This window comes from Aromatoleum sp. (assembly GCF_032027225.1).
Classification (GTDB): Bacteria; Pseudomonadota; Gammaproteobacteria; order Burkholderiales; family Rhodocyclaceae; genus Aromatoleum.
In genome coordinates this window covers 38,578-61,893 of the sequence record NZ_JAVSMM010000003.1, presented here as the reverse complement: position 1 = coordinate 61,893, position 23,316 = coordinate 38,578, and the positions used below count along the sequence as shown (strand labels likewise).

The 23,316-nt window shown below is 67.0% G+C and carries 24 protein-coding genes; 15 read left to right on the top strand and 9 right to left on the bottom strand.

What is annotated here, in order from left to right; translation table 11 throughout:
• The 5 genes from ROZ37_RS05080 to ROZ37_RS05060 all read left to right on the top strand — a co-directional run bounded on the left by ROZ37_RS05080 (window position 1) and on the right by ROZ37_RS05060 (window position 5,374).
• Window positions 1-1,272 (top strand): HAMP domain-containing sensor histidine kinase, encoded by a 1,272-nt coding sequence (locus ROZ37_RS05080; protein ID WP_312658002.1) that lies wholly within the window; start codon window positions 1-3, stop codon window positions 1,270-1,272.
• A gap of 75 nt (window positions 1,273-1,347) precedes the next feature.
• Window positions 1,348-2,037, top strand: a complete 690-nt coding sequence (locus tag ROZ37_RS05075) for a class I SAM-dependent methyltransferase (protein ID WP_312658000.1) — start codon at window positions 1,348-1,350, stop codon at window positions 2,035-2,037.
• A 217-nt stretch (window positions 2,038-2,254) separates the two neighbouring features.
• The gene (locus ROZ37_RS05070) at window positions 2,255-2,980 is read left to right on the top strand and encodes a VTT domain-containing protein (protein WP_312657999.1); all 726 of its coding nucleotides are present in this window, start codon (window positions 2,255-2,257) and stop codon (window positions 2,978-2,980) included.
• An 85-nt stretch (window positions 2,981-3,065) separates the two neighbouring features.
• The gene (locus tag ROZ37_RS05065) at window positions 3,066-3,806 is read left to right on the top strand and encodes a glycosyltransferase family 2 protein (RefSeq protein WP_312657998.1); all 741 of its coding nucleotides are present in this window, start codon (window positions 3,066-3,068) and stop codon (window positions 3,804-3,806) included.
• A gap of 2 nt (window positions 3,807-3,808) precedes the next feature.
• Window positions 3,809-5,374: a glycosyltransferase family 39 protein gene (locus tag ROZ37_RS05060; protein WP_312657997.1), complete on the top strand. Its 1,566-nt coding sequence runs from the start codon at window positions 3,809-3,811 to the stop codon at window positions 5,372-5,374.
• A gap of 197 nt (window positions 5,375-5,571) precedes the next feature.
• Here the strand turns inward: ROZ37_RS05060 and ROZ37_RS05055 are convergent, their stop codons facing one another.
• Genes ROZ37_RS05055 through ROZ37_RS05040 form a run of 4 tightly spaced genes read right to left on the bottom strand, consistent with a single transcriptional unit; the run spans window position 5,572 to window position 8,936 of the window.
• A complete protein-coding gene (locus ROZ37_RS05055) occupies window positions 5,572-6,504 on the bottom strand; it encodes a DUF533 domain-containing protein (RefSeq protein WP_312657996.1) in 933 nt (310 codons plus the stop codon).
• Between the two features lie 55 nt (window positions 6,505-6,559).
• On the bottom strand, window positions 6,560-7,936 hold the full coding sequence (locus ROZ37_RS05050) for a sensor histidine kinase (protein WP_312657995.1): 1,377 nt from the start codon (window positions 7,934-7,936) through the stop codon (window positions 6,560-6,562).
• Window positions 7,933-8,595, bottom strand: coding sequence for a response regulator transcription factor (locus ROZ37_RS05045; RefSeq protein WP_312657994.1), 663 nt, complete (start codon window positions 8,593-8,595; stop codon window positions 7,933-7,935). The genes ROZ37_RS05050 and ROZ37_RS05045 overlap by 4 nt, the downstream gene beginning before the upstream one ends.
• Window positions 8,596-8,609: 14 nt before the next feature.
• Window positions 8,610-8,936: a PepSY domain-containing protein gene (locus tag ROZ37_RS05040; RefSeq protein WP_312657993.1), complete on the bottom strand. Its 327-nt coding sequence runs from the start codon at window positions 8,934-8,936 to the stop codon at window positions 8,610-8,612.
• Window positions 8,937-9,127: 191 nt separating this feature from the next.
• Between ROZ37_RS05040 and ROZ37_RS05035 the strand changes: the two genes are divergently transcribed.
• The 4 genes from ROZ37_RS05035 to ROZ37_RS05020 all read left to right on the top strand — a co-directional run bounded on the left by ROZ37_RS05035 (window position 9,128) and on the right by ROZ37_RS05020 (window position 13,301).
• The gene (locus ROZ37_RS05035; RefSeq protein ID WP_312657992.1) at window positions 9,128-9,544 is read left to right on the top strand and encodes a DUF1924 domain-containing protein; all 417 of its coding nucleotides are present in this window, start codon (window positions 9,128-9,130) and stop codon (window positions 9,542-9,544) included.
• 43 nt (window positions 9,545-9,587) lie between these two features.
• Window positions 9,588-10,082 (top strand): diheme cytochrome c, encoded by a 495-nt coding sequence (locus ROZ37_RS05030; protein WP_312657991.1) that lies wholly within the window; start codon window positions 9,588-9,590, stop codon window positions 10,080-10,082.
• Window positions 10,083-10,181: 99 nt separating this feature from the next.
• The gene (locus ROZ37_RS05025) at window positions 10,182-11,489 is read left to right on the top strand and encodes a ferric reductase-like transmembrane domain-containing protein (RefSeq protein WP_312657990.1); all 1,308 of its coding nucleotides are present in this window, start codon (window positions 10,182-10,184) and stop codon (window positions 11,487-11,489) included.
• Between the two features lie 276 nt (window positions 11,490-11,765).
• A complete protein-coding gene (locus ROZ37_RS05020) occupies window positions 11,766-13,301 on the top strand; it encodes a 2-isopropylmalate synthase (protein WP_312657989.1) in 1,536 nt (511 codons plus the stop codon).
• Window positions 13,302-13,372: 71 nt separating this feature from the next.
• Here the strand turns inward: ROZ37_RS05020 and ROZ37_RS05015 are convergent, their stop codons facing one another.
• Both ROZ37_RS05015 and wrbA read right to left on the bottom strand, forming a co-directional pair.
• A complete protein-coding gene (locus tag ROZ37_RS05015) occupies window positions 13,373-13,732 on the bottom strand; it encodes a DUF2069 domain-containing protein (protein ID WP_312657987.1) in 360 nt (119 codons plus the stop codon).
• Window positions 13,729-14,328 carry an NAD(P)H:quinone oxidoreductase gene (wrbA, locus tag ROZ37_RS05010; RefSeq protein WP_312657985.1) on the bottom strand — a complete coding sequence of 200 codons (600 nt, stop codon included), beginning with the start codon at window positions 14,326-14,328 and terminating at the stop codon, window positions 13,729-13,731. Before wrbA ends, ROZ37_RS05015 begins: the two co-directional genes overlap by 4 nt.
• 70 nt (window positions 14,329-14,398) lie before the next feature.
• On the opposite strand from wrbA, the gene ROZ37_RS05005 reads away from it, so the two are divergent.
• A complete protein-coding gene (locus tag ROZ37_RS05005) occupies window positions 14,399-15,628 on the top strand; it encodes a YihY family inner membrane protein (protein ID WP_312657984.1) in 1,230 nt (409 codons plus the stop codon).
• Here the strand turns inward: ROZ37_RS05005 and ROZ37_RS05000 are convergent.
• On the bottom strand, window positions 15,616-17,127 hold the full coding sequence (locus tag ROZ37_RS05000) for a hypothetical protein (protein ID WP_312657982.1): 1,512 nt from the start codon (window positions 17,125-17,127) through the stop codon (window positions 15,616-15,618). The genes ROZ37_RS05005 and ROZ37_RS05000 overlap by 13 nt on opposite strands.
• A 190-nt stretch (window positions 17,128-17,317) precedes the next feature.
• On the opposite strand from ROZ37_RS05000, the gene rpsP reads away from it, so the two are divergent.
• From rpsP to rplS, 4 genes are all read left to right on the top strand, one after another.
• Window positions 17,318-17,569, top strand: a complete 252-nt coding sequence (gene rpsP / locus ROZ37_RS04995; RefSeq protein ID WP_312657980.1) for a 30S ribosomal protein S16 — start codon at window positions 17,318-17,320, stop codon at window positions 17,567-17,569.
• Window positions 17,570-17,584: 15 nt separating this feature from the next.
• Window positions 17,585-18,091 carry a ribosome maturation factor RimM gene (rimM, locus tag ROZ37_RS04990; RefSeq protein ID WP_312657978.1) on the top strand — a complete coding sequence of 169 codons (507 nt, stop codon included), beginning with the start codon at window positions 17,585-17,587 and terminating at the stop codon, window positions 18,089-18,091.
• Window positions 18,092-18,098: 7 nt separating this feature from the next.
• On the top strand, window positions 18,099-18,893 hold the full coding sequence (gene trmD, locus ROZ37_RS04985) for a tRNA (guanosine(37)-N1)-methyltransferase TrmD (protein ID WP_312657977.1): 795 nt from the start codon (window positions 18,099-18,101) through the stop codon (window positions 18,891-18,893).
• An 85-nt stretch (window positions 18,894-18,978) separates the two neighbouring features.
• A complete protein-coding gene (gene rplS / locus ROZ37_RS04980; protein ID WP_312657976.1) occupies window positions 18,979-19,365 on the top strand; it encodes a 50S ribosomal protein L19 in 387 nt (128 codons plus the stop codon).
• Window positions 19,366-19,551: 186 nt separating this feature from the next.
• Here the strand turns inward: rplS and lptG are convergent, their stop codons facing one another.
• Both lptG and lptF read right to left on the bottom strand, forming a co-directional pair.
• A complete protein-coding gene (gene lptG / locus ROZ37_RS04975; protein ID WP_312657975.1) occupies window positions 19,552-20,631 on the bottom strand; it encodes an LPS export ABC transporter permease LptG in 1,080 nt (359 codons plus the stop codon).
• A complete protein-coding gene (gene lptF / locus ROZ37_RS04970; RefSeq protein WP_312657974.1) occupies window positions 20,628-21,707 on the bottom strand; it encodes an LPS export ABC transporter permease LptF in 1,080 nt (359 codons plus the stop codon). Before lptF ends, lptG begins: the two co-directional genes overlap by 4 nt.
• Before the next feature lie 108 nt (window positions 21,708-21,815).
• Here lptF and ROZ37_RS04965 point away from each other — a divergent pair, with 108 nt between their 5' ends.
• Window positions 21,816-23,312: a leucyl aminopeptidase gene (locus tag ROZ37_RS04965; RefSeq protein WP_312657972.1), complete on the top strand. Its 1,497-nt coding sequence runs from the start codon at window positions 21,816-21,818 to the stop codon at window positions 23,310-23,312.
• Window positions 23,313-23,316 lie beyond the last annotated feature (4 nt).

The window sequence follows — 23,316 nt, the reverse complement described above, 5'->3', positions numbered from 1 at the left end:
ATGCTCTCCCGGCTGAGCCTAGCAGACCGCATCGTCGCGGCTTTCGTGCTGATGGCAGTGGCGGTCGCGGGCCTGTTCTCGGTGTCGATCATCCTCGCCGTCGACGGCGTCGAACTCGAGCTGGTATCGGACTCGATGAACCGCCATCTCGACTTTCTCATCGCCGAGCGGCGCGCCGGCCGCGATCCGGCCCCCGGACCGGACATGACGCTGTACGTCGTTCCCGTCGCAGAGCTTTCGACGCTGCCCACCTGGCTGCAGGGACGCGAACCCGGGCTGTACGAGGAAGTAACTGACGACGACGCGTACCACGTGATGATCCGCGACGAGGACGGGCGGCGCCACGTGCTGCTGCTCAACCAGGAAGATTTCGAACGCCGCGAGCAGACGCGGCTGCACATCGTCTCGTTCGGTTTCATGCTCTCGATTTTCGTCGCATGGCTCCTCGGCAAAGCCCTCGCCCGAACCGTGATCGCTCCCGTCGTCAGGCTATCCGGCCAGGTCCAGCACCGCGACCAATTGCTGCCGCTCGCCCCCCCGCTCGCACCGGACTACGCCGACGACGAAGTCGGCAAACTTGCCGCTGCGTTCGACGTGACACTCGGGCGGCTGCGCGAAGCGCTCGAGCGCGAGCAGTTGTTCACCAGCGACATCAGCCACGAGCTGCGAACCCCGCTGATGATCATCGCGAGCTCGGCCGAACTGCTCCTCGAACATCCGTCGATATCCGACAGCCAGCGGCGCCAGATCGAGCGGATCACGCGAGCCTGCCTCGAGATGCAGGAACTGGTCGAAACATTTCTCGGCCTCGCACGCGCCCCGCAGGAAAAGCAGGTCCCTCTCGCCGGCACCTCGCTCGCCGACGCCGCCGACGAACAACTGCACCGCTGGCAGCCGGAAGCGGCGCGCCGCGGGCTCGAGCTGGGGCTGGCGGTCGAATCCGGGGACGACGACGTATACCCGGGGCCGCTGCTGCGCGCAGTGCTGACGAACCTGCTACGCAACGCGATCCATTACACCGACCGGGGTTTCGTACGCCTCGTGATCCGCGCCGGCGGCTTCAGCGTCGTCGATTCGGGCGCCGGCATTCCCGAAGGCGAGCGCACGAAGATCTTCCGGCCCTTCGCCCGCGGTGAAGCGAGCCGCGGTGACGGTATCGGCATCGGTCTTTCGATCGTCGCCCGTATTTGCGAACGCCAGGGATGGGCAGTGCGGCTCGAGGAGCCCGCGGGCGGCGGCTGCGAGTTCCGGGTGGATCTTCACCCCGTTTGACGTTTTCTTGACTCACGTCCAACGAGGCCTTAACCGCGCGCGACCTACGCTTGAAGATTGCTCCAGGAGCCTCGAATGCAAGACGCCTCCGGTCCGATCCCGCCCCTGTCGTCGGAAAAATGCGACCACCACGCACAGAGCCATCTCCGCAATCGCCGCGGCCGCCTGGCCCGTCGCCTGTCCAAGTGGCGGGAGGAGCAACTCGCCCGCAAGGCGCTCGCACTCGCCGGCACCCCCACGCTCGTGCTCGATCTTCCGTGCGGCGGGGGACGCTACTGGCCGCTGCTCGCCGAACACCCCGGTCGAGTCATCATCGGCGCCGACGACTCGGTTGCGGCGCTCGACGTCGCCCGCGCCGCGCATCCACCATCGCTGACCGATCGCGTCCGCACACTGCAGACATCCGCGCTCGACATCTGTCTTCCCGATCGCTCGGTCGATTGCATCTTCTCGATGCGCGTCGCGCACCATGCCGGCGACACCGCGCAGCGCCTCGCGATGCTGCGTGAATTTCATCGCGTCGCGCGCGATACGGTAATCCTCTCGCTGCCGGTCGATGGGAACTACAAGGCATGGAAGCACAGGCGCTTGCAGCGAAAGCGTGCGCAGCGCGGCGAAAACACTCCCCTCAAGTGCGCCGCACTTTCTACGCACGTCATCGAGCAGGAGTACCGCGCATCGGGCTTCCAGATCCTCGGTCATTTCGACTTCTTGCCGCTCTACGCCACGGGGCGCGTGTATGTGCTTCGGAGAGGCGGAGCATGATCCGCGAAAGCCGGCGTATCGGCGTCTACAATGGTTGCGACATATCGGCACATTGCGGCACGTCACTCACCCTTCGGACCCTTTTTCGCCCGGCCGCGCCGCACAGAACGCGTCGGCCGCTGGGTGAGGAGCAATGTGAAATGAGAGCAGCCTATTGGCCTGAAGTCAGCACTCGCTCCCCGAACCGCACGGTTCTGGGCGACGCCGGAGCACGTCGATGATGACCCCGCGGGTGATACTCAAGGGACTCGGACTGATCCTCAGCCTCGCGTTGATCGGTTATCTGTTCGACAGAAGCCACCTGGGCGACGCGGTCAACGCCACCTGGATCGACGCGCAGGTCCGTGGTCATGGCCTCAGAGGCACGCTGCTGTTTCTGGCCATGGGGGCGCTGTTCACAGCGATCGGACTGCCCCGGCAGGTCATCGCCTTCCTTGCCGGTTATGCGTTCGGCCTGGTTTCGGGCACCCTGCTCGGGACCTTGGCGACGCTACTTGGCAGCCTGACCACCTTCCTCTATGCGCGGCTGTTCGGCCGGAGTGTGTTGCGCGCCCGTCTCGGCAGGCGGGCCGCCCGTTTCGACCGTTTCATCGATGAACACCCTTTCTCGATGACGCTGCTGATCCGCATCCTGCCGGTAGGCAGCAATGTGCTGACCAACCTGGCCGCCGGAATCTCGAGCGCGCGCCTGGTGCCGTTCCTCGCCGCCAGCTTCGTCGGCTTCCTGCCGCAAACCCTGGTGTTCGCGCTGGTCGGTAGCGGCATCAACGTCGCCCCCGCGCTGCGCATTGGCACCGCGGCCCTGCTGTTCGTGGGGTCGGGCACGCTCGGCGCTTGGCTGTATCACCGTCACCGGCACGGCCTGGGCATCGACGACAAGGTGGATGTCGAGCTGGGCGAGTTGGAACGCGCAAAATGGGAAACGTCGCCCGACGGCGTTTAGTTCATGGAACTGGCCGCTCAGCGCTGCGCGCCTTAGCCGAAATGAATAGAATGAATCGAATACCCCTTCCAACGACGGACCCCGCATGTCGAACCGGCCTTACCTCTCAGTACTGATCCCCGCCAAGAACGAAGCCGAGAATCTGCCTGCGCTTCTGGAAGAGATTCGCCGGGCGCTATCGGGCGAGCCCTTCGAGGTGATCGTGGTCGACGACGGCAGCACCGATAACACGGCTGCGCGGCTGCTCGCGATGAAGCGCGCCGGCTATCCGCAGTTGCGCATCCTCAGCCATGATCGCTCCCTCGGCCAGAGCACCTCGATCTACCACGCGGCCCAAGCCGCCGAAGGAACCTGGCTCGCCACGCTGGACGGCGACGGGCAGAACGATCCGGCCGACATCCCAGGCATGCTCGCCATCGTCCGGGCCCCGGAGGCGCCGATCAATCTCAAGCTCATCGCGGGCCATCGGGTGAACCGCCGCGACACCGCCAGCAAGCGCTGGGCTTCGCGCTTTGCCAACCGCCTGCGCGGGCGCCTGCTCAAGGACAACACGCCGGATACGGGCTGCGGGCTCAAGCTGATCGAGCGCGAGGCCTTCCTCCGACTGCCCTACTTCGACCACATGCACCGCTTCATCCCCGCGCTGATCCAGCGCCACGGAGGAGACATGCTGGTCCACCCGGTCAACCACCGCCCGCGCCAGGCCGGCATATCCAAGTACGGCAATCTCGATCGCGCCCTGGTGGGCATCCTGGACCTCTTCGGCGTCTGGTGGCTGATTCGCCGCACCCGCTTCGGTACCGCCGCTCGCGAACTGGAAGCTTGAGCATGGCCCAGACCTTCGCGGTCCCGGACCAAGGGTGGCGGGCCGTGCGATCGATCCTTACCCCCCGCCGCTCGCTGCTGTTCCTGATGCTGCTCGCCGCGCTCATGATCAGTGCCGGCCTGGGCATGCGCCAGCCTTCGAACGTCGACGAGGAACGTTTCCTCGGCGTGGCCCTGGAAATGCTTCAGGGAGGCGACTGGCTGATCCCTCACCGCGCCGCAGAGATCTACCCGGACAAACCGCCGCTTTTCATGTGGGCGATTGCCGCCCTGATCCGGCTGGGCATCTCGCCGCACGTCGCCCTGTTCCTGCCGGCGCTGCTGGCGGGCGTCGTCACTGCCGCCTGCCTGCACGACCTCGCCACCCGCCTCTGGAATCCCCGGGTGGGACTGATCGCCGGACTCCTGTTTCTCGCCACTTACCAGACCTACAGCATCCAGCGCGCCGGCCAGATCGACGGCTTCCTCTGCCTGTGGACGGCGCTCGGCCTCTACGGCATCGCCCGGCATTTGCTGCTCGGGCCGGCCTGGGGCTGGTTCTACGCCGCCTGTGCCGCGATGGGCTTCGGCATCATCAGCAAGGGGGTGGGCTTCCTGCCGGCACTGATGTTCATCCCCTACGCTTACGCAGCCCGTCAGGGCTGGTCCGGCGTCGTCCGGCTACCCGGCGAAGGCCGCGCGTGGCTGCTCGGCCTGCTGGTGGTCCTGGCCGCCATCGCCACCTGGTTGCTGCCGATGCTGCTGAAAGTCGCGCTCTTCGGCGACGAAGCCAGTCGCGCCTACGTCAGCGAAATCCTCCTGCGCCAGACCGCGCGCCGCTACGCCAACGCCTGGCACCACCGCGAGCCCTTCTGGTACTTCTTCACTGCCGTGATTCCCAAGTACTGGTTGCCCCTGGTGCTGGCCCTGCCCTGGCTGATCCCCGCGTGGCGCCGCCAGCTCGCCAAGCGCGACGGCCGCTACCTGGTACTGCTGGGCTGGGTCGTGCTGGTGCTGATCTTCTTCAGCCTCAGTAGCGGCAAACGCAAGCTCTACATCTACCCGGCCCTTCCGGGGCTGGTGCTCGCGGTCGCGCCGCTGGTCCCCTGGCTACTGCGCCGCTGGTTCGCGCGGCGTCCGCGCGGAAAGAAGATATTCACCAGCTTGGCCATCGTCTGGTTCCTGGCGTGGTTCGTGCGCGGCTTCATCGAGCCCATCGTGACAGGCGTCAATCCGCGTCAAACCCTGATGGCGCAAGTGGCCGACGCTACCGCAGGCAACGAACTGGTACTGACCTACTGGAGCGAAGGCCAGTGGCTGTTCGCTCGGCAGCCCTTGGTGCACTTCGGCGTCGGCACCGCGAACCAGACCGAAAAGGCCGTCGAGTGGCTGCGAGCCCACCCCGACAGTCATGCGCTGATCCAACCGTCCGAACTACAGCGCTGCTTCGAGCCCGACAAAGCCAGACGCGTCGGCGATGGGAAGGAAGAGGATTGGTATCTGGTGCAAGCCGATGCGGACAACGGCCGCTGCCACGACGCGGACGCCATTCGAGCTTACCGCTTCGCCTGGAAACGTCCGATCGATTGAAGGCGGATACCGCCTAACGCTGTCCGAACGATGCCGATACGGCGGTCATTTCGCCCGGTCGCACGAAAGCGTCGCGAACTGCGAATCAGGACATGGGGCGCCCGCCGCGCATCGGGCGCTGCCCCCTCGTTCCCGACCACCCGCCGGAAGTTCGCTGAAGTCAGCGCGGTCCGAGGCGGCGGACCACGGAAGTCCGCTTACGCGCGGATCTCGGCCATCAGGCGCTTCAGGTCCAGCGTGCGTGCGCGCTCGGCGATTTGCGGCGCGTACTGCGCCTGGAGACCGCGCGCGCTGTCCACGGTCTGCGCGAACGTCGCCTTCAGGCTCGCCGCGTCGAGCTTGCGCCCCTCGGCGTAATAGCGCTTCGCGACGTGACCGAGCGCGTACGTGGTCGCGAACGAGAACGCCGCTCCGGTCGCTTCGCTGCCGATCGTGCGGCCGCTGCGACCTAGCACCTTGCCGAGCAGGCCGCCGACGAGCTTGCGACCGAACTGCTCGACGTATTGCGAGGTCAGTCCGACGCCGACCGTCGCGAGGAAGTCGGTGATGTGGCCGCGGTCGAGTTCATAGCCGTACGCCTTGCCGACGCGATAGACGAGCCGCGTCTGCAGCGGAATGATCGCCATCGACGCGAGCGTCTCCGGCAGGAGTTCGAGCGCGCCGTTGAGGATTGCCGCGTTGAGGATCATCCGATCGAGTTCGGGCTGGTCCGCCGGCGCGGCGGCCGGCAATTCGGGAATGGGTGCCTCGACGGGCGCCGCCGCAAGCGCATCCGCCTCGCGGACCACCGGCGCCACGGCGGCGCGCGCGAGTCCGAGCAGGCCCCCTAGACGATCGAGAAACTCGGTTTCGCCGGCGTCGTGGACACCGTCGGCGTCGCACACCCCGACTGCCATCTCGAACGCGAGCTGGCGCAGCTCGGGCGAATCGAGCCCCGCGACGGCCTGTTCGAGCGTGACCCGCTTCAGCAGCACGTCCTGATACAGGCGCATGAAATCGGCGCCGGATTGCGCCGAAAGCGATTCCGCGACGCTGCGCACGTGCTCGCGCTCGCGCGGATCCTGGTGGCCGTCCGAGAAGGCCGCCATCAGGCAGACGGTCAGCAGCGAGCGAGTCTGTTCAGGGTTCATCGTGTTCTCCCGTTGGTTGGCATATATCGGCCCGATCCCGGCCGTTCGTTCTCGATCAGGCCGCGGGGAGCACAAGCACCGCACGCAACCCGCCGGATGCGGATTCTTCGAGCCGCGCGTCGCCACCGTACAGGCAGGCGAGATCGCGGACGATCGCGAGGCCGAGGCCCGACCCGGGCACCTGCTCATCGGCCCGCACACCGCGCGCGAACACCGCTTCGCGTTCGTCCGGCGCAAGCCCCGGCCCATCGTCTTCGACGACGACCTGCAACTGTCCGGAGACCCCCGACAGCCGCACGTCCACCCGATGCGCCGCCCACTTGCACGCATTGTCGAGAAGGTTTCCGAGCATCTCCTGCAGGTCCTGTTCTTCGCCGCGAAAGGCCGGTTCGGCCTGCCCGGCGGCGGGCGGTTCGATCACGACCTGCAGCCGCCGTTCCGCATGCAGCCGCTGGATCACCCTCACCAGCGCCTCGAGTGCCGGTCGGACCGGCGTGCGCATCCCGGGCACCCGCGTCGCCGCGGCGGCGCGCGCCCGTGCGAGGTGGTAATCGACCTGCCGCTGCGCGGCGTCGACCTGCTCGGCGACGAGCGCCGCGAGCGCGCCATGCTCGCGCGCGGCGGCATTGCCGAGAACCGCGAGCGGAGTCTTCACCGCGTGCGCCAGATTGCCGGCCTGCGTGCGAGCGCGCGCGACGACTTCGGCGTCGTGCTCGAGCAACGCATTGAGCTCGTCGACGAGCGGCTGGACCTCGTTCGGGAACGCGCCTTCGAGTTGCCGGCTGCGTCCGTCCCGCACCGTCGCCAGCGCCTCCCGCAGCCGGCGCAGCGGCGCGAGTCCGACCGACACCTGCAGGCCCACAGCGACGACGAGGCCGGCCGCGAGCACGCCGAGCGCGACGACCAGCAGGCCGACGAACTCGCGCACCGGATCGGTCATGCCGCTCTCGTCGGCGGCGACGATCAGCCGCAGCGGCCGGTCCGGGCTGTCGGCCGGCCGCACGACGCGCTCCATCATCACGACGCGCCGACGGTCCGGACCCGCGATGCGGTGAACATGGACGCCGCCGTCGGGCACGCTGTCGGCCGGAACCGCGAGCGTCACGTCCCACAGCGAACGCGACCGCAGCACCGCCCGTTCCGCATCGCCGACACCGTCGACCTGCCAGTACAGCCCCGAGTACGGCTTCAGCAACCGGGGATCGCTCAAGTCGGCGCGCAGCGTCGGTTCCCCTGCGGGGCCGGTTTCGATGTTCGCGGTCAGCTGGTCGAGATGAAGGTGCAGTTCGGCCTCGAAGCGCGATGCGACGTGCTGGCGGAAAAGGTCCGTCAGCACGAAACCGGTCACCGTCAGCGTGCCGAGAATCCAGACGAGGCTGCCCGCGAGCAGCCGGACGCGCAGTGAACCGCGTGAGCCGGGACGCCGGCTCACGTCGGGTCCGCGAGCCGATATCCGAGTCCGCGGACGGTCTCGATCAGACCGGGCGGGAGCTTCTTGCGCAGCCGCCCGATGAAGACTTCGATCGTGTTCGAATCCCGGTCGAAGTCCTGCGCGTAGATGTGCTCGGTCAGTTCGCTGCGCGACACGACTTCGCCCTTGTGATGCATCAGGTACGCGAGCACCCGCAGCTCGTGGCTCGTCAGGCTCACGGCCTGTCCGTCGACGGTGACGCGCCCGGCCCGGGTATCGAGCACCATCGGGCCGCATACCAGCTCGGCGCTCGCATGGCCGCCCGCACGCCGGATCAGCGCTCGCAAGCGCGCGAGCAGCTCCTCCATGTGGAACGGCTTCGTCAGGTAGTCGTCCGCGCCGGCGTCGATACCGGCGACCTTCTCGTGCCAGTTGTCGCGCGCGGTGAGGATCAGCACCGGCATCGTCCTGCCCGCCGTGCGCCACTTCTTCAGCACCGTGATCCCGTCCATCAGCGGCAGCCCGAGATCGAGCACGACCGCGTCGAGCGGTTCGACATCGCCTATGAAATGGGCATCGCGGCCGTTGTCGGCATGATCGACCGCGTAACCGGCTTCCGTCAGCCCTTCGACGAGCTGCGCGGCGAGCTTCGGCTCGTCTTCCACGACCAGAATTCGCATCGGTCCTGCTCCTCTTATCGACGTTCCTGCCGAGCGCTGCGCCCTTTGGCGCGAAGCACCTCGGCGCTACCGGCGTCGATCTCGAGCTTGACGAGTCGGCCGTCCGCGCCGATCAGCTCGATCTCGTAAATCCACGTCCCGCGTTCGCGCTCGAGTTCGACTTCGACGACCTCGCCCGGGTAGTCGCGCGCGATCTTGTCGAGGATCGCCCGCAGCGGCAGGACTTCACCCCGTTCGAGCGCTTGGCGCGCGCGTTCGTGGTCCGGCTCGCTCGCGAGGCTCGCGGACGGGACGACCCCGGCGGCGAGGATGACGGCAACGAAAAGCGCGGATAAGTGCACGGCGGATTCCGGTGGTTGTTCGATGCCAGAAGTTCTACCAGCGCGAAAGTGAACGAATCGTGAACGCCCGCTTCAGCCTTCGTTCAGCCGGCGGCCCCCAAAGTGCTCTCCAGCGACGGCCTCACAACTGCGCCCGTCGGCTGCAACAGGATCAAGCCAGGCCCGCTGGCGCCACGAACAAGGATGAAAACATGACCGTGACACGGTATGCAATCGGCTTCCTCTGCGTCCTCCCGCTCGCCACGACCGTATCGGCCGCGCCGCCGGCGAGCCTGATCGAAGGCTACGCGGCAGCGGCGAAAGCAGAAGGGTCCGGATTCGCCGGGTTCTCGGCGGCGCGCGGCGAAACCCTCCACCGCACCGAATTCGCCGGCGGAAAGCCGGACACGCCGGCCTGCACGTCGTGCCACGGAAAGGACGCCCGCGGTCCCGGAAAGACGCGGACCGGCAAGGCGATCGAGCCGATGGCGGCTTCGGCGTCGCCGGCGCGCTATCAGGATCCGGCCAAAGTCGAGAAATGGTTCAAGCGCAACTGCAACGAAGTGCTCGGCCGCGAATGCACGCCGCGCGAGAAAGGCGACTGGCTCGCGTACATGGCGGGCCAGTGAGCGACGCGATCCACCGACCGAAAAACTCCCGAGGAAATCCGCAATGAACATCCCGACCCGTTCCGTTGCCGCCGGCCTGCTGATCGTCGGCCTGGCCGCCGCCGTCCTGAGCAAGGCCCGCGCCGGCGGCGACGACTTCTTCCCGCCCGTCGCCGACAAAGTCACCGCCGAGGAATGCGGCGGCTGCCACATGGCCTTTCCGGCGGCGATGCTGCCGGCGGCGTCGTGGCGCCGCATGATGAGCGAGCTCGACAACCATTTCGGCGACGACGCGAGCCTCGATGCCGACACGGCCGCCCGCGTCACCCGCTACCTCGTCGACAACGCCGCCGACACCGGCGGTCGCCAGTACGGCCGCAAGCTGATGCAGGGCGTGCGCGCCAACGCGTCGCCGCAGCGCATCACCGAACTGCCGAAATGGGTCCACGAGCACGACGAAGTGTCGCCCGGCGAATGGAAGGACAAGGACGTGGGCTCGAAGGCGAACTGCCCGGCCTGCCACGTCGATGCGAAGCTCGGCTACTTCGAGGACGACTGAGCTGCTGCTCCCTGCTGCCTGCGGGCCTCGGCCGCGCGCCGCAATCCGGCACCGCATCCGCGGTGCCGCCCGTCAACCATTCGGGCCTAACCCTCGACGATGAAAACGATACTTGCCGGCTTTCTCTCGCTCGTCACGCTCGCCTGGGCGCTGACTCCTCCTGCTGCCACGGACGGCGGCGCCGCATTGCCGTGGATCGTGCGCCAGGAGGCGCTTTACCTCACCGGACTGTGGGCGTTCTCGCTGATGTCGCTGGCGATCGTTCTCGCGACCCGGCCGGCGTGGCTCGAGCGTCCGCTCGGCGGCATGGACCGCATCTACCGCCTCCACAAATGGAGCGGCATCCTCGCGATCTCGTTCGCGGCGCTGCACTGGCTCGTCGAAATGTCGGACGACGTCATCAAGAGCGTGTTCGGCCGCGAAGGACGGCTGCCGAAGGACCACGAAGGCGGCTTCCTCGAAATCATGCGCGACGTCGGCGAGGAGTTCGGGGAGTGGGCGATCTACGCACTACTCGCGATGCTCGCCGTCACACTGTGGAAGCGCTTCCCGTACCGCCCGTGGCGCTCGCTGCATCACGCGATGCCGGTGCTGTACGGCATGCTCGCGATCCACGCGGCCTTCCTCGCGCCCCCGAGCTATTGGACGACCGCGCTCGGCGCGCTGCTCGCGCTCTTCATCGTCGCGGGCACGCACGCCGGCCTGCACTCGCTGTTCGGCCGCATCGGCCATGCGCGTCAGATCACCGGACGGGTCGAGTCACTGCGGGAACAGGCCGCGGGCGTGACGGAAGTACGTTGCCACCTCGACGGCTGGCGCGGCCACAAGCCGGGGCAGTTCGCGTTCGCGACCTTCGACCACGTCGAAGGCGCGCATCCCTTCACGATCGCGTCCGCCGACCGCGGCGACGGACGCGTCACGTTCCAGATCAAGGGTCTGGGCGATTACACGCGCGGCCTTGCGTCGCGCCTGCATCCCGGCCAGCCGGTCAGGATCGAAGGCCCCTATGGCCGCTTCGACTACCACCGCTCACGCAAAGCGGCCCAGATCTGGATCGCCGGCGGCATCGGCGTCACGCCCTTCCTCGCGTGGCTCGAGTCGCTGCAGGAAACGCCCGACGCGGCCCCGAACGCGGACTTCTATTACTGCACGCGGGAAAGCGCGGGAGATCCGTTCGTCGCGCGCCTCGAATCGCTGTGCGCGGCGCTGCCGTCGATCCGGCTCCACGTGATCGGCACCGACCGCGACGGGCCGCTGACCGCGCTCACACTCAGCGAACGTCACGGCGCGCAGGCGGAAATCTGGTTCTGCGGTCCGCGTGGCTTCGCCGCCGCCCTGCGTGACGGCTACCGCACGCTCGGCATCAACGGCCTGCGCTTCCACCAGGAGGCGTTCGAATTGCGCTGAAGGTCGGCGCGATCGCACGGATTGACAAAAACAATCGGCTCGCGCTTGCGCAATTTCCGGGGCCTGCTTTATAGTCGGCCGCATGACTTTCGAACGCGACCTCTCCCTCCTGTCGCTTCGCCCCCTGCCGGCGGGCCTGCTGCTGCTCGGCCCGCTGCTGCGCCCCGCGCGCTAAATACTTTCCCCCCTCCCTGTCGTTTGTCCGCCGCCCGCGCATCACGCGCAGGCGTCTTGGCATATGCGTTTCCTGACGTCCAATTTCCCTTGGAGCCGACGATGAAAGACCAGTTGATCGTATTCGATACCACCTTGCGCGATGGCGAACAGAGCCCCGGCGCGTCGATGACGCGCGACGAAAAACTGCGCATCGCGCGGCAACTCGAGCGAATGCGCGTCGACGTCATCGAAGCGGGCTTTCCGGCGGCATCGAATGGCGACTTCGAATCGGTGCGCGCGATCGCCGAAGCAATCAAGGAATCGACCGTCTGCGCCCTCGCACGGGCGAACGAAACCGACGTCCGCCGCGCCGGCGAGGCGATCAAGCCCGCGGTACGCGGTCGCATCCACACCTTCATCGCGACCAGCCCGATCCACATGGAAATGAAGCTGCGCATGACGCCCGACCAGGTCGTCGAGCAGGCGGTGCGCGCGGTCGGCTGGGCGAAGGAATACACCGATGACATCGAGTTCTCGGCCGAGGACGCCGGACGTTCCGAAATCGATTTCCTCGTCCGCATCTTCGACGCGGTCATCCGCGCCGGTGCGACGACGATCAATGTCCCGGACACCGTCGGCTACAACGTGCCGGACCAGTATGCCGGGACGATCCGCACCTTGATCGAACGCGTTCCGAACTCGGACAAGGTCATCTGGTCGGTGCATTGTCACAACGACCTCGGCCTCGCGGTCGCGAACTCGCTCGCGGCCGTGATGGCGGGTGCCCGCCAAGTCGAATGCACGCTGAACGGCTTGGGCGAGCGCGCGGGCAACGCCGCCCTCGAAGAACTCGTGATGGCAGTGCGCACCCGCCAGGACGTATTTCCGTGCGACACGCGTGTCGACTCGACGCAAATCGTCCCGGCCTCAAAGCTCGTCTCCGGCGTCACCGGCTTCCCGGTGCAGCCGAACAAGGCGATCGTCGGCGCCAATGCGTTCGCCCACGAGTCGGGGATTCACCAGGATGGCGTCCTCAAGCACCGCGAAACCTACGAGATCATGCGTGCCGAGGACGTCGGCTGGACGACCAACAAGCTCGTGCTCGGCAAGCATTCGGGCCGCAACGCGTTTCGCACCCGGCTGCAGGAAATCGGCATCGTCGTCGAGTCCGAGGAACATCTGAACCACGCCTTCGCTCGCTTCAAGGAGCTCGCCGACAAGAAGCACGAGATCTTTGACGAGGACTTGCACGCGCTGATGAGCGACGAGATCGTCACGCCCGAGCAGGAACACTACCGCCTCGTCTCGTCGCGCTTTCACTCCGAGACCGGCGAGACGCCGCGCGCCGAGTTGACGGTAGCGGTCGACGGGCAGGAAACCCGCACCTCCGCCGAGGGTTCCGGGCCGGTCGACGCGGCGTTCAAGGCGATCGAGACGTTCGCGAACAGCGGCACGGAGTTGCTGCTGTACTCGGTCAACGCGATCACGACCGGAACGGACGCGCAGGGCGAAGTCACGGTGCGCCTGGCGAAGGAAGGCAAGATCGTCAATGGCCAGGGCGCGGACACCGACATCATCGTCGCGTCGGCGAAAGCCTATCTGAACGCGCTGAACAAGCTGCACGGGAAGTTCGAGCGCTTGAATCCGCAAATCTGATCGCTGCGGCGCCGCGGCCGGAGGACGGCTGCGGCGCCGCATACGGCACCCGAAACAGCGGACAGGCGCGCTCAGTTCCCCGCTGCCCCCTGCCGCGACGGCGCGCTCAGCCGCGCGTAGAGCACGACGGTCACGAACAGCAGCGCGGCGAGGATCGCCTCGGCCCAGGCGAGCATCCCGCCGAGACCGGGGTCCGACGCGCGCACGACGCCCTCGACGAGATAGAGCAGCACCAGCATCGACAGCCACTGGTAGGTGTAGCGCCGCCCCTTGAGGACGCCGAACAGCGCCGCCATCAGCGGCAGCGCCTTCAACATCATCCAGGAACCGCCCGGGCGCAGCGGCGCGAGCCAGCCCTCCCACAGCACGCACAGCGCGATCAGCGCGACCAGCAGCAGGCTCGCCGCGACGTTCAGGGAACGCGTGTTCATAGCGGACGCGCCAGCCGGACGGCGCTTTGCGCAAGCCGTCGGCCGAGCGCGACGGCAAGACGGATCTCTTCGAGCGAAAGTTCGGGATTGCCGTCCGGTCCGGCCACGTGGCTCGCGCCGTAGGGCGTACCGCCACTGCGGGTCGTGTTGAGCTCGACCTCCGAATACGGGAGACCGACGATCAGCATCCCGTGATGCAGCAGGGGCAGCATCATCGACAGCAGCGTCGCTTCCTGCCCGCCGTGCAGGCTCGCGGTCGACGTGAACACCGCCGCCGGTTTTCCCGCGAGGGTGCCATTGACCCAGTCGGCGGCGAGGCCGTCGAGAAAGTACTTCAGCGGCGCCGCGATGTTGCCGAAGCGCGTCGGGCTGCCGAGCGCGAGGCCGCTGCACTCCTGCAGATCGCGCGGCTCGACGTAGGGCGGCCCCGACGCCGGGATGTCGTCCTCGACCGCCTCGCACACCGTCGACACTTTCGGCACCGTGCGCACCCGCGCGCCGACACCCGGGACCTGGTGGACGCCCTGCGCAACGTGCTCGGCCAGCGCACGAACCGAGCCGCGGTGGCTGTAGTAGAGAACGAGGATTTCTTTCATCGCGGGCCGCGTGGCTAAAATATGCGCGGATTATACGCGCCGACCTTCGACGCCCCGGGGCTCCTCCAAGATGTTGCTGAACTCCGCGCGAGACTTTCTGCGCCTGCTGGCCGAACGTTTCGTCGCCACCCGTTGCCCGCAAGTCGCCGGAAGCCTCGCCTTCACGACGCTGCTCGCGATCGTCCCGCTCGTCACGGTGATCCTCTCGCTGTTCAGCAACTTCCCGGCCTTCGCGCGCGTCGGGGCGTCGCTGCGCGCGTTCCTGCTCGAAAACCTGCTGCCCGAGCGCGCCGGCCAGATCATCGCGACCTACGCGTTCGAGTTCTCGCAGAAGGCCGCTGGCCTCACGCTGATCGGCATCGCGCTGCTGGTGCTGACCGCGCTGATGCTGCTGCTGACGATCGATCGCGTGTTCAACAACATCTGGGGCGTGCGACGCCCGCGCCCGCTGCTGCGCCGCCTGATGGTGCACTGGTTCGCGATGACGCTCGGGCCGCTCGCGCTCGGCGGCATCGTGCTGGCAACCGGGCACGTCGTCGCGACCTCGATCGCGCTCGCCGGCGAAGGCTCGCTGATCGGCGACTTTTCCGCCCGCCTCGTCCCGCACGTGCTGCTCGCATCGCTGTTCAGCGCCCTCTATTACGTCGTGCCGAACCATCCCGTGCGCGCGCTCCACGCGCTGGCGGGCGGCGTCGCGGCGGCGGTCGTCTTTCTGCTGATGCAGCGGTCGTTCGGCCTCTTCATCGCGCGCATCCCGACCTACACGCTGATCTACGGCACCTTCGCAGTGCTGCCGATCTTCCTCGTCTGGCTCTACCTTTCCTGGGTCGTGATCCTGCTCGGCGCCGCGCTGTCCGCGACGTTGCCGGGTTTTTTCGAACGCACGCGGATCCTGCCGGCGTTCCCCGGCTACCGTGCATGGGCAGCGCTGAACATCCTGATCACGCTCGCCCAAGGGCAGCGCGACGGCGTTGCGTCGTCGTTCGGCCCGCTGCAAGGCTCGGCGCGCGTCGCCAGCAACGAAGGCGAGATCCTGCTCGGCGAGATGTGCGATGCAGGCTGGGTCGTGCGCACGGAAGACGGCGGCTGGGTCCTCAGTCGCGATGCCGGCGACATTCGCGTCGCGGCGGTCGTCGCCCGCTTCGCACTGTCGCCGGCGGACTGGCTTGCCGCACCGGGCGGAGAAGGCGCGAACGTCGTCGGCCAGCGTCTCGCCGAGGCCCTTCGCGCGGCCGACCTCCCGCTGTCGTCGCTGATCGCGAAGCACGCCGCTCCGCCCGCGACGGTTCAACCCGGATAAGGATCGATTTCGTACTGAAACAGCTCGACGTTGGCCGTCTGCATGTCGAGGCTCAGCACCCGCGCCTGCGCGACGTAGACCCGCTCGCCGTCGTGAACGAGCGAAAATGCCCGCGACGTGTAAGTGCCGGCGGGCGCGAGTATCGCCTGATTGGGACGCAAGGCAGCCTTCGGCGGAAGGATCAGCGCCGGGACAGTCATCCGCACGTCGCCGCCACGGAATCCGACCGTGACGGGCGTGCAGGACTGCGCGATAAGCTGCAGGCCGAGTTCGGCGCGGTCCGGCTGGTCGCTCCGAATCCAGCGCACGAGGCAGATCGACCAGGGCTGGCCGGCGTCGCGCCGCAACGCGACCGGCATGCCTGCGGTAAGCGTTCCGGTCACGCCCGCTACCGCCATCACCGCGTAACCGCCCGGGCTCTCGTTTTGAACGGTCCATTCGACGATGCCGGACGAATCCGCACCGCGCCGGCTCGCCTCCCAGATCAACCGCAGGCCGGCGCAGACCTGGATCGTGTACTGCTGCGACCGCCGCGGCTGGCCCCGGTTGGGCGGCGACGCCCAGCGGTCGCGCATCCGCTCCAGCAGCGACAGCGCCTCGGCCGGCGTTAAGCCAACCGGCAATCCTTCCGCGTCCGGCGTCAGCAATTCGGTCCCGCGACACTCTCCCTCGGTCTCCGCATCGGCCATCCTGGCCTTGAGCCAATCGACGTGGGCCGCGGCGCGACGGGATATGCCGTGGGCGGAAAAATACACCACCCCGGCTACCGCCGGCGGATTCTCACGCACCATCGCAACCGGGCCGGCGTCCTCGCACGGATCGATCCAGAAAGCCGACGCGGTCGGCTGGAGCGGCGTGCCGGAGATGACGGCCGCGTCGGCTGCGGCCTCGAGATAGTCGTTCGACCAGACGAGTTCCCGCGCGGTCAGACTCTCCGGCTGCAGCGCCGCGAGTGCGAGCAGGCGCTTGAAGTCGAGCACGGCGACGTTCTGCGCGCCCTCGGGCTGCACGTCGCGGACGCCGTCGGCGTACAGCTGGTGCGCCCGCGACCACAGCCCGGGCGGTACGACCGCGCCGCCCATCGCGGACACCACGAACGCCTCGCGAACGAGGCGGAGACCGTGCGACACGTAGCCTGACGGATCCTCACGACGAGCAAGGACACGCCTTTCACCGGTTGACGGGGCGAGGCACAGGAAGAACGCGGCAAGGTCGAGCATCGCGGCAACCAGCTCGACCGAAGCGGCGTTCAACTGTCGCGGCAGCGGCAGCGCGATATCGAGCAGGCGCGGCTTGAACCGATCGCACGCATCGAGCGCCCGCGCGGCCAGTTGCCCGACACACTCGCGCCCTTCCAGGGACGACGAAATCGACGCCGGAAGCGCTGTAAGATGCGCGCGCAGCGCGGCAAGGTCCGCGACCGGATCCGCGTCCGGCTCGGCGTCGAGCCACGCCAGGACAGGGAAGAGCTGCTCGGGGACTGATTCGCGCAGGGGCATTCGGAGGTGTTCGCGTGCGGGAGGTCGCGTGCATTCTATTCAAGATTCACGCGCTTGGGAGCCGCCCTTCGCTCCCGCCGCCGCGCGCAATCCGCAGTGCCCAGGACGACGCACTGCACGTCGCGCTTGTCGCTGCCCCGCAATTACCCTACAATCACCGGCTTTTCGCATACCAACTCAGGACACCCAAATGGTCGTCATTCGCCTTGCCCGTGGTGGCGCCAAAAAGCGCCCGTTCTACAACATCGTCGCCGCCGACTCGCGCAACCGCCGCGACGGCCGCTTCATCGAGCGCGTCGGCTTCTACAACCCGATGGCCGCCGAGTCCGAGAAGGGCCTGGTGATCAACGCCGAGCGCCTCGAATACTGGAAGCAGAACGGCGCGCAGCTGTCGCCGACGGTGCTCCGCCTGGCCAAGCAGGCTGCGAAAGCCGCCGCCTGATCGATTCTTTCGGTCATGGTCATCCTGGGGCGCATCGTCGCCCCTTTTGGCGTCAAGGGCTGGGTCAAGCTCCATCCTTTCGGGGATGATCCGCTGTCCTGGCGCGAGATGGCGCAGTGGTGGCTTGCCGACTCGGCCGACGCGCCGGAGTCCGCGTGGCAGGCGGTCAAGCTGACCGGCTTCAAGGAACACGGAGCCGGACTCGTCGCATCGTTCGAAGGCATCGGCGACCGCAACGGTGCGGAGGCCCTTCAGGGCCGCTACATCGGCGCGCCGCGCGAAGCCTTGCCGGCCCCGGACAAGGACGAGTACTACTGGGGCGATCTCGTCGGCATGACGGTGACGAACCAGGCCGGTGAACCGCTCGGAACCGTCGAAGCATTGATGTCGACCGGCGCCCACGACGTGCTGCAGGTCCGCGACGGCGACGAGGAACGGCTGATTCCGTTCGTCGCCGCGTATGTGCTGGACGTTGACCTCGCCGCGCGGACGATCCGGGCGGATTGGCAAAAGGATTGGTGACGCCAGCGTGAGCACGCCAGCCGCCGCGAGGCGCTTCGATGTGATCACGCTGTTTCCGGAGATGTTCGCAGCGCTGACCGCGAGCGGCATCACCCGGCGCGCGCTGGATCGCGGCCTCTACGAGATCGCCTTCCACAGCCCGCGGGATTTCGTGTCGGACCCGCACCGGACGGTGGATGATCGTCCCTACGGAGGCGGACCGGGCATGGTGATGATGGCCGAACCGCTCGAAAAGGCGATAGGCCGCGCAAGGGCGGCGCAAGAGCAATCGCTGGGGGCCGCCGGACGCGTGATCTACTTGTCGCCGCAAGGTCGGCGTCTGGATCACGGCAAAGTGCTGGAACTGACCGCGCTGCCGGCGCTGACTCTGCTGTGCGGACGCTACGAAGGCGTCGATCAGCGGCTGATCGACCGCTGCGTAGACGAGGAAGTGTCGCTCGGCGACTTCGTGCTGTCGGGGGGGGAACTCCCTGCGATGGTGCTGCTCGACGCGATCGTGCGCCAGTTGCCGGGTGCGCTGAACGATGCCGAATCGGCGCAGGAAGACTCGTTCGTGGATGGGCTGCTCGACTGCCCGCACTACACGAGACCGGAGATTTACGAAGGGGAGCGCGTGCCGCAGGTGCTGCTCTCCGGCAATCACGCCGCGATCCGTCGCTGGCGGCTGAAGCAGGCGCTGGGGACGACTTCGCGCCGGCGACCCGATCTGCTCGCGGGACGCAAGCTCAGCAAGCAGGAATTGTCACTGCTCGAGGAATTCGGGCAGGAGCAAGAACGGGCCGAAGGCGGCAGCAGCGCCTGAAAGTCCGAATACAAACCGCATGCACCAGGCATTAGTCCTGCTCTGCACGCAAGGCCAAGTGCCATAGGATCGACAGGAGTCGTACATGAACCTGATTCAGCAGCTGGAACAGGAAGAAATCGCCCGCCTCACCGAAAACAAGACCATTCCGGCGTTCGCCCCCGGCGACACCGTCGTGGTGCACGTGAAGGTGAAGGAAGGCACGCGCGAGCGTCTGCAGGCCTACGAAGGCGTTGTGATCGCGAAGCGCAACCGCGGCCTGAACTCCAACTTCATCGTTCGCAAGATTTCGTCGGGTGAAGGCGTGGAACGCACGTTCCAGACCTACTCGCCGCTCGTCGACAAGATCGAAGTGAAGCGCCGCGGCGACGTGCGTCGTGCGAAGCTGTACTACCTCCGCGAGCGCTCGGGCAAGTCCGCGCGTATCAAGGAAAAGCTGAACTACAAGGCCGCGGCCGCGAAGAACAGCTGATCGACTTCAGCTCGCAGTACGACAACGGACCCGCCAGGGTCCGTTTTTCGTGGACGACAGCGCCGGATCGATCGAAAAGTTCTGAGGACGGGGAACCGATCCATCGGATTCGTCGTGTCTTCGACGAGGGGGCGTTCGACCGTCAGCGCCCGCCGCGATGCGAGAGGGACTTCGACGCCGCACCGCTCATCGGCGTTCGACCCAGAACAGCATGACGGCAGCGGCGGCGAGGAAAATCAGGCTCGGCGTCAGCGCCGCGAGCGCGGGGTGCCAGCTGTTGATCACGCCGAGGTTCGAGAACAGCCCGTTGAGCAGGTAGAACCCGACGCCGAGCATGACACCGAGGAAAACCTTCACGCTGACCCCGCCCATTCGGTCGTGGCGGAACGAGAACGGTAACGCGAGCGCCATCATCACGAGCGCGGCGAAAGGGTAGACGAGCTTCTTCCACAGCGCGATCTCGTAGCGATCGGCGTTCTGCTGGTTTTCCCGCAGATGATTCACGTACGCGAATAGCGTCGTCACCGACATCCGTTCGGGGGCGACCATCAGCACGCTGAGCACGTCGGGAGTCAGGTCCGAGCGCCAGTGCAGTTCGGGCACCTGGACGACGTCGGTATGGTCGCCGAGAAATCTCGTCTGCCGCACACCTTCGAGCCGCCACCCCTGCCCGTCCGCGGCGTACCGGGCGGTGGCGGCCTCGCTGATCGACAGCAGCGTGTGACGCTCGTCGAACTCGAAAATGCGCACCTTCTCCATGCTGCGGTCCGGCAGCACCGTCTGCACGTTCACGAAGCGCGGTCCGTCCTTGACCCACAGCCCCGAGCGCAGCTGGTTCGAGACCGCGGAATTCGTCGCGGTCAAACGCCATTGCTGTGCGGCGCGTTCGGCCGGTGGTGCGATGTACTCGCCGAAGACGAAGGTCAGCACGACGAAGAGCGAGCCGATGCCGGCGAGAGTCCGCAGCATCTTCATCGTTGACACCCCCGACACCCGCATCACGGTGATCTCGGAGTGGCGTGCGAGCGTCGTAAGCGCATACAGCGTGCCGATCAGCACCGCGACCGGCAGCAGCTCATACACGCGCCCGGGAAGAATCATCGCGACGAAGATCAGAGCGTGATGCAGCTGGTAACCGTTCTCGCCGATCGCATCGAGTTCGTTGATGAAGTCGAAGAAGGCGAACAAGCCGAGGAAGGCGACGAGCATCAGCGCGGTCGCCCCGTATATCTCGCGCGCGAGATAGCGCGTCAGGATCTGGGTCATGCGCGGGCCCGCCAGAAGGGCGACACCGCAAGCCGCCGATAGAACATCAGCGCGAGCACCGCGAGCACGACAACGTGCGGCAGCCATACCGCGAGCTCGAAACCCAGGCGCCCCTGCGACACCCACGACTGGAAGACGCTGATCGCATTGCTGTAGACGAGATAGGTGAGGACGGCGAACATCAGGTTGTTCGTGCGGCCGGCGCGCGGATTGACGAACGACAGCGGAATCGCCATCAGCGCGAGCAGCAAAGCCGAAACGGGCGTTCCGATCCGTTCGAGGAGCTCGCCGAGCGCGCGCGGCGTCGGCGTTTGCAGCAGTTGCGATGTCGGCAGCGTCCGGGCGCGCGCCGCGGCGCTCTCCGCCTTGCGCTCCTCGACGAGGACCGAATAGCTCTCGAACTCGAGCACACGGTACTCCGGCGACCCGGGAGTGCCTTCATAACGGCGCCCCTGCTCGAGCACGACGAAGCGGTCTCCATTGGGCTCGGTCCTCAGCGAGCCTTCCGCCGAGACGACGACACCGAGTTTTCCGTCCTTTTCGCTCGCCACGAACACGTTCCGAACCTTGCCATCCTCCTCCGCCCCCATTTCGACGAAGAAGACCCGTTGACCGGCGCTCGATTCGCGGAACACGCCCGGCGAGATCCGCGACGTGTCATCGCGCGAATCGATCCGTGCCTGATATTCCTCGCTTTTCTGGTTCGCCCATGGCGCGAGGAACAGCGTGACGCCGCTGATCGCGAGCACGACAGGCAGCGCGAATTGCAGCACCGGCCGGATGAACGCGGTCAACGGAAGGCCGGAGGCGAACCACACCACCATCTCGGAGTCTCGATACGACCGCGACAGCGACAGCAGGATCGCGATGAAGAGTGTCATCGACAGGACGACCGGCAAGCGCGCGACCGCGCCGAAACCGATCAGCGCGACGACCGCGTCCGCGGGGACGCGCCCGCCCGCAGCCTGACCGAGCAGGCGGATCAGGACGACGCTGATCAGGATCGCGAACAGCGCGACGAAGACGCCGGCCGCCGATTGGGAGAACTCACGCTGGAGGGCGCGGCGGAAGATCATCGCGCAATGACTTCGGTATGCGTTGGGGGGAGCGATTTTGACGGGCTCGTCGCGGCCGGGCCATAATCGGCGGCGATCGGAATGACGCGTCTATCAAAGGAGCAGCGCGTGGAATTTACCATAAAGACCGGAACCCCGGAAAAACTGCAAACCGGCACGCTGGTTGTCGGCGTTTTCGCTGGCGGCAAGCTCGACGGCGCGGCGCTTGCGCTCGATAACGCGGCGAATGGCAAGCTCGCGGCGATCCTCGCGCGCGGTGATCTCGACGAGAAAGCGGGCGCGACGCTGATGCTTCACGACCTCAAGGGCAGCGCGTGCGAACGCGTGCTGGTCGTCAGCCTCGGGAAACAGGACGAGTTCGGCGACAAGGCGTGGCGCGACGCGATCAACGCGACGGCAAAGGCCGTCGCATCGGGGCCGGCGACGGACGCCGCTATCTGCCTCGCCGACAGCATCGTTCCAGGCCGCGACGCCGAGTGGGCACTGCAGCAGCTCACGCGCGCGATCGCCGACGGTGCCTATCGATTCGACGCGACGAAATCGAAGAAGGACGAAAAGCGCCGCGGCGTGACGGACGTCGTCCTGCTGACCGCGAACCGGATTTCGGCCGGCATGGAAGTCGCCGTCCGCCGCGGCCAGGCGATAGCGGAAGGCATGGCGCTGGCGAAAGATCTCGGCAACCTGCCGGCCAACTTCTGCACGCCGACGTATCTCGCCGAGACGGCACTCGCGCTGGGCAAGCAGCACAAGCTCAAGGTCGAGGTGCTCGAGCGCGAAGACATGGAAAAACTCGGCATGGGCTCGCTGCTGTCGGTCGCGCGCGGCTCGCACCAGCCGCCCAAATTCATCGTCATGCGCTACAAGGGCGCAAAGTCGAAAGATCGGCCGGTCGTGCTCGTCGGCAAGGGCATCACCTTCGACACCGGCGGCATTTCGCTCAAGCCGGGTGCCGAAATGGACGAGATGAAGTTCGACATGTGCGGCGCCGCAAGCGTGCTCGGCACCTTCAAGGCGATCGCGAGCATCGGCCTGCCGCTCAACGTCGTCGGCATCATTCCGGCGACCGAGAACATGCCCGGCGGCGGCGCGACGAAGCCGGGCGACGTCGTGACCTCGATGAGCGGCCAGACGATCGAGATCCTCAACACGGACGCCGAAGGCCGACTGATCCTGTGCGACGCGCTGACTTACGCCGAGCGCTTCAACCCGGCGTGCGTCGTCGACATCGCGACGCTCACGGGCGCGTGCGTCGTCGCGCTCGGCAAGATCGCGAGCGGGCTGCTGACGAACGACGACGCGCTCGCGCGCGAGCTGCTCGACAGCGGCACCGCCTCCGGCGACCGCGCATGGCAGCTGCCGTTGTGGGACGAATACCAGGAGCTGCTGAAGAGCAACTTCGCCGACATGGGCAACATCGGCGGACGCTTCGCGGGCACGATCACCGCCGCCTGCTTCCTCGCGCGATTCACGAAAGCGTACAAATGGGCGCACCTCGACGTCGCCGGCACGGCGTGGGTGTCGGGCGACGCGAAAGGGGCGACCGGCCGGCCGGTGCCGCTGCTCACGGAGTTCCTGATCGGCCGCTGCGGCAGCGCCGAGGCCTGACGCC

What these genes read in the sequence shown, in the direction of transcription:
- ROZ37_RS05080 (WP_312658002.1), top strand. Translation starts at nt 1, where the DNA reads ATGCTCTCCCGGCTGAGCCTAGCAGACCGCATCGTCGCGGCTTTCGTG.
- ROZ37_RS05075 (WP_312658000.1), top strand. Translation starts at nt 1,348, where the DNA reads ATGCAAGACGCCTCCGGTCCGATCCCGCCCCTGTCGTCGGAAAAATGC.
- ROZ37_RS05070 (WP_312657999.1), top strand. Translation starts at nt 2,255, where the DNA reads ATGATGACCCCGCGGGTGATACTCAAGGGACTCGGACTGATCCTCAGC.
- ROZ37_RS05065 (WP_312657998.1), top strand. Translation starts at nt 3,066, where the DNA reads ATGTCGAACCGGCCTTACCTCTCAGTACTGATCCCCGCCAAGAACGAA.
- ROZ37_RS05060 (WP_312657997.1), top strand. Translation starts at nt 3,809, where the DNA reads ATGGCCCAGACCTTCGCGGTCCCGGACCAAGGGTGGCGGGCCGTGCGA.
- ROZ37_RS05055 (WP_312657996.1), bottom strand. Translation starts at nt 6,504, where the DNA reads ATGAACCCTGAACAGACTCGCTCGCTGCTGACCGTCTGCCTGATGGCG.
- ROZ37_RS05045 (WP_312657994.1), bottom strand. Translation starts at nt 8,595, where the DNA reads ATGCGAATTCTGGTCGTGGAAGACGAGCCGAAGCTCGCCGCGCAGCTC.
- ROZ37_RS05035 (WP_312657992.1), top strand. Translation starts at nt 9,128, where the DNA reads ATGACCGTGACACGGTATGCAATCGGCTTCCTCTGCGTCCTCCCGCTC.
- ROZ37_RS05030 (WP_312657991.1), top strand. Translation starts at nt 9,588, where the DNA reads ATGAACATCCCGACCCGTTCCGTTGCCGCCGGCCTGCTGATCGTCGGC.
- ROZ37_RS05025 (WP_312657990.1), top strand. Translation starts at nt 10,182, where the DNA reads ATGAAAACGATACTTGCCGGCTTTCTCTCGCTCGTCACGCTCGCCTGG.
- ROZ37_RS05020 (WP_312657989.1), top strand. Translation starts at nt 11,766, where the DNA reads ATGAAAGACCAGTTGATCGTATTCGATACCACCTTGCGCGATGGCGAA.
- ROZ37_RS05015 (WP_312657987.1), bottom strand. Translation starts at nt 13,732, where the DNA reads ATGAACACGCGTTCCCTGAACGTCGCGGCGAGCCTGCTGCTGGTCGCG.
- wrbA (WP_312657985.1), bottom strand. Translation starts at nt 14,328, where the DNA reads ATGAAAGAAATCCTCGTTCTCTACTACAGCCACCGCGGCTCGGTTCGT.
- ROZ37_RS05005 (WP_312657984.1), top strand. Translation starts at nt 14,399, where the DNA reads ATGTTGCTGAACTCCGCGCGAGACTTTCTGCGCCTGCTGGCCGAACGT.
- ROZ37_RS05000 (WP_312657982.1), bottom strand. Translation starts at nt 17,127, where the DNA reads ATGCCCCTGCGCGAATCAGTCCCCGAGCAGCTCTTCCCTGTCCTGGCG.
- rpsP (WP_312657980.1), top strand. Translation starts at nt 17,318, where the DNA reads ATGGTCGTCATTCGCCTTGCCCGTGGTGGCGCCAAAAAGCGCCCGTTC.
- rimM (WP_312657978.1), top strand. Translation starts at nt 17,585, where the DNA reads ATGGTCATCCTGGGGCGCATCGTCGCCCCTTTTGGCGTCAAGGGCTGG.
- rplS (WP_312657976.1), top strand. Translation starts at nt 18,979, where the DNA reads ATGAACCTGATTCAGCAGCTGGAACAGGAAGAAATCGCCCGCCTCACC.
- lptG (WP_312657975.1), bottom strand. Translation starts at nt 20,631, where the DNA reads ATGACCCAGATCCTGACGCGCTATCTCGCGCGCGAGATATACGGGGCG.
- lptF (WP_312657974.1), bottom strand. Translation starts at nt 21,707, where the DNA reads ATGATCTTCCGCCGCGCCCTCCAGCGTGAGTTCTCCCAATCGGCGGCC.